Raw genomic sequence first — 4,015 nt, 5'->3', positions numbered from 1 at the left:
ACTTCGGGGGGCCCCGCCCCCCCCCGCCCCCCGGCCCCCCCCGCGGGCGGGGGGGGGGGGGGGGGGGGGGTGGGGGGGGGGGGGGGGGGGGGTGGGGGGGGGGGGGCCCCCCCCCGGCCCCGCGCCTCACACGCCGGCGGGGCTCGATGGGGCGGGCGGGGCCGGTGGGGCTGGCGAGACGGGGTTTTCCTTCGCGCTCTTGCTCACTCCTGAAAGCTATTTTCAGCAAGTGCGGTGGTCAATCCGCCATGCGGCCCATGAAAGAGGGCCTTCGTCACCGGGCCCGTGGAGGTCCACAATGGGCCCATGGACCACGCAACCCCCCTGGAACAGGCGCTGCACGTCGCCCGTGCACTCGTGCTCGCCGATCTCGCCGCGGGCGAGGTCGCCGACGCCGACGTCGTCTCCCTCGTCGAGGACTCGGTCACGCACCGCCGGTGGTGGGTGGAGCAGTGGCCGGAGGGGGTCGGCTACCTTCCCGGGCTCGTCGCCCAGGACGTACAGGACGCGCTGCTGGAGAAGTACGGGCGCTGGCCGCTGTGCCCGGTCTGCACCCACGGCGATCCGCACGCGCTGGACGTCGATCCGGAGCTGGGACCCGACCCGCACTGGGTGTGCTCGGAGGCGGGCGTGAAAGTGGCCGCGGTCGGCGGCCTCGGCCCGGTCCTGGGCCGACGGTGAGCCGGCGGTGACCCTCTACATCGACCCACCGACCTGGCCGGGCCACGGCCGTATGTGGTCGCACCTGGTCAGCGACGTCTCGTACGAGGAGCTCCACGCCTTCGCGGCGGCCATCGGCTGCCCGCCGCGTGCCTTCGAGCGGGACCACTACGACGTGCCCTCGCACCGCTACGCGGACGCGGTCGGCGCGGGCGCGGTGGAGATCGGCAGCAAGGAACTGGTCCGCCGCATCACGGAGGCGGGACTGCGCCGCCCGAAGGGCCGCGCGCAGGCGTAGCCGCCCCGGGCGGGGCGTGAGGCGTCGACCTCCGCGGGGAAAGCAGCAAAGGCTGATCGCGCCGGACAGTCTGCCTCTAGACCGTCTCGGTCACGGCCCCGGGCGTCGCCATGCCGACGGCGACGACGCGGGTCGGGGTGGGGGCGGAGGTACGGCGGTCCAGGCGGAGGGCCGTGACGGCGAGGGCGATCGCGGCGAGCATCATCGCGGCGCCCGCCCAGGCGGTGGCGGAGAAGCCCAGACCCGCATCGATGACGGTGCCGCCGAGCCAGGGCCCACCGGTGTTGCCGAGGTTGAACGCCGCCGTGGTGGTGGCGCCGGCCAGGGTCGGGGCGGCGCCGGCCACGTTGAACATGCGGGCGTTGAGCGCGGGGGCGGTGAAGAAGGACGAGACGCCGAGGAGGAAGGACAGGGCGACGGCCGCCACCTGGACGGACGCGAGGAGGGCGAGCGCCGTCAGCAGGACGGTCGAGGCGGTGACGCCCCAGATCATCACGCCGAAGAGGTGCGCGTCGGCGACCCGGCCGCCGATGGTGGTGCCGATCAGCGCACCGATTCCGAAGAGGCCGAGGATCCACGGGACCCACTGCGAGTCCAGTCCGGTCACGTCGGTGAGAAGCGGCGACAGGTAGCTGAAGGCGCAGAAGACGCCGCCCGCGGCGAGCGCCGTGATGCCGATGGACAGCCACACCTGGCGGTCGCGGTAGATGCGCAGCTCGCGCCCGAGCGAGGGCTTCTCGGCGGGCAGCGGGAACTTGGGGATCAGCACCAGGATGCCGGCGAGGGCGATCGCCGAGGCCGCGCCGACCGACCAGAACGCGGAGCGCCAGCCCAGGTGCTCGCCGAGGAAGGCGCCGGCGGGGACCCCGAGGACGTTGGCGATGGACAGGCCGCCGATCATGACGGCCATCGCGCGGGCCCGCTGGTCCTTGTCGACCATGGCGATGGCGACGGCCGCGCCGACGGCCCAGAAGCCGGCGCAGGCGAACGCCGAGATCACGCGGGAGGCGAAGAGGAGCTCGTACGAGGGGGCCAGCGCGCCGGCGACCTGCCCGAGGCCGAAGAGGCTGATGAGGGCGACGAGGGTGGTGCGGCGCGGGAGGCGCAGGGTGGCCACGGCCAGGACCGGTGCGCCGACGACCATGCCGATCGCGAAGGCGGATATGAGCAGCCCCGCTTGCGGGATGGTGACGCCCAGGTCGGCGGCGATGGGTGGCAGCAGCCCGGAGAGCATGAATTCGCTGGTGCCGAGCGCGAAGACCGACAGTCCGAGGATGTAGACGGCGACGGGCATGCGGGGTCGTGCGGCATCTGCGGGCATGACTCTCACCAACCATGGCGAACGCGATCAAATTCCCCCTGGTGGGCGCGGGTGTGGCGGTCCTGGAGCCGGTCCTGGGACAGTGCTGAGCCGGCCCTGTGTCAGCCCTCGGGGATCAGCGTGGCGAGTTCCGCGGCGAGATTGGCGCGGGCCGGGGCCTCCCAGTGCGCGGCTCCGTAGGGCGTGCGGTAGAGCCGCGGCAGGCCGAGCAGCTGGCGCAGTACGGCGGCGCGGCCGGTGCGGAAGGCCTCGTCGGGGACGAAGCCGTACTCGGCGCGGACGGCCGCGGCGTAGGCGGCGTAGGCCTGGGGCTCCCCGGCCAGGACCGCCAGGTCCGCGTCGCAGAGCACCTCGCCGTCGGTGTCGCCCGGGGCGGGGTCGTGGGTGACGGTGAGCCGGACCAGCCGGGCCACCTCGGCGGTGCGCGCCGCGCCTATCCCGAGCTCGGGAAGGGCCCGCTCGGCCAGGGCGGCGCTGCGCTCCTCGTTCTCGGAGCGGTCGGGACGGTAGACGGCGTCGTGGAACCAGGCGGCGAGCTGCACTGCGGCCGGATCGGCGGCGTGCGGCGCCAGTACGTCGATCCGGGCGAGTACATCGGCCAGGTGAGAGGTGGTGTGGTACCGGCGCTGCGGCTCCGCCCAGGCGGTGAGGAGGCGGTCGGCGTAGGGGGCGGGATCGCGGTCGGCGGGGGCGCCGGCGGCGGTGACGGTCGCACGCCAGCGGGCGCGGAGGGCCGCGGTCTCGGGGTGGGTGTCGCTGCTCGGAGTGCCTGTGTCCATGGGCACATTGTGGGGGTGGCGTGATTGTGCTGGTGAAGCGCGGGTGGAGGCCCGTACCCTGATATTGGACTAGACCTATTTCCCCCGAGCTGTTTTTTCCGAAGGATGGGATCGAATGAGCAACCGTGCGCTCCTGGAGGTGATCGCCCTCGACGTGGAGGACGCGATCGCGGCCCAGGCCGGTGGGGCGGACCGACTCGAACTGGTCACCGACATGGCCGCCGACGGGCTCACCCCGCCGCGCGAGACCTTCGCGGCGATCAGGGCGGCGGTCGCCATCCCGCTGCGCGTGATGCTCCGCACGACGGACGGCTTCGCGGCCGGCGACGTCTCCGTCCTGGTCGACACGGCGCGGGCGCTGCGGTCGGAGGGCGCGGAGGAGTTCGTCCTCGGCTTCCTGACCCCGGACGGCGGCCCCGACCTGGTCGCCGTCGAGGCGGTCGTGGCGGAGCTGGACGGATGCCGCTGGACCTTCCACCGGGCGATCGACCGCGCGGCGGACCGGGATCAGCTGCGCAAGACGCTGGCCGATCTTCCCGGGCTGGACACGTACCTGACGGCCGGCTCGGCGGCCGGGGTGGACGAGGGCCTGCCGGTGCTGTTGGCCGAGGCGGGGCGGCGGGGGGAGCCGGGGTACGGGCCGCGGCTCCTGGTCGGCGGCGGCCTGACGCTGGCGCACCTGCCGGTGTTGCGGGCGGGGGGGATCGACGCCTTCCACATCGGTGGGGCGGCCCGTCCCTCCGGGTGGGGCCGGCCCGTCTCGGCCGAGGCCGTCGCCGACTGGCGGACCGCCCTGTCCTGACCCGGCGGCCCGGCTGCCGGGGCTCCGCCCCAGACCCCCACGGCGCTTCGCGCCCGCGCCTCAAACGCCGGCGGGGCTGGAAGATCGGGGCTCCGCCCCGGACCCCGCGCCTCAAACGCCGGCGAGGCTGAAGGATCGGGGCTCCGCCCCGGACC

At 74.4% G+C, this 4,015-nt stretch carries 5 protein-coding genes; 3 read left to right on the top strand and 2 right to left on the bottom strand.

Going from position 1 to position 4,015, the window contains the following annotated elements; translation table 11 throughout:
* Positions 1–306: 306 nt before the first annotated feature.
* Complete coding sequence (locus ACWGIF_RS35735) at positions 307–681, top strand: hypothetical protein (protein WP_453503776.1); 375 nt, start codon at positions 307–309, stop codon at positions 679–681.
* A gap of 7 nt (positions 682–688) precedes the next feature.
* A complete protein-coding gene (locus ACWGIF_RS35730; protein ID WP_453503775.1) occupies positions 689–958 on the top strand; it encodes a DUF4031 domain-containing protein in 270 nt (89 codons plus the stop codon).
* 76 nt (positions 959–1,034) lie between these two features.
* On the opposite strand, the gene ACWGIF_RS35725 is transcribed toward ACWGIF_RS35730, so the two are convergent.
* Complete coding sequence (locus ACWGIF_RS35725) at positions 1,035–2,252, bottom strand: Cmx/CmrA family chloramphenicol efflux MFS transporter (RefSeq protein WP_453503800.1); 1,218 nt, start codon at positions 2,250–2,252, stop codon at positions 1,035–1,037.
* Positions 2,253–2,380: 128 nt separating this feature from the next.
* Positions 2,381–3,058 carry an HD domain-containing protein gene (locus ACWGIF_RS35720; protein ID WP_453503773.1) on the bottom strand — a complete coding sequence of 226 codons (678 nt, stop codon included), beginning with the start codon at positions 3,056–3,058 and terminating at the stop codon, positions 2,381–2,383.
* A gap of 115 nt (positions 3,059–3,173) precedes the next feature.
* Here ACWGIF_RS35720 and ACWGIF_RS35715 point away from each other — a divergent pair, with 115 nt between their 5' ends.
* Positions 3,174–3,860: a copper homeostasis protein CutC gene (locus ACWGIF_RS35715; protein WP_453503771.1), complete on the top strand. Its 687-nt coding sequence runs from the start codon at positions 3,174–3,176 to the stop codon at positions 3,858–3,860.
* Positions 3,861–4,015 lie beyond the last annotated feature (155 nt).

Source organism: Streptomyces sp. NPDC054849 (assembly GCF_053610945.1).
Note: the sequence above shows the minus strand (reverse complement) of the source record. Positions and strands in the feature narration are given on the sequence as shown.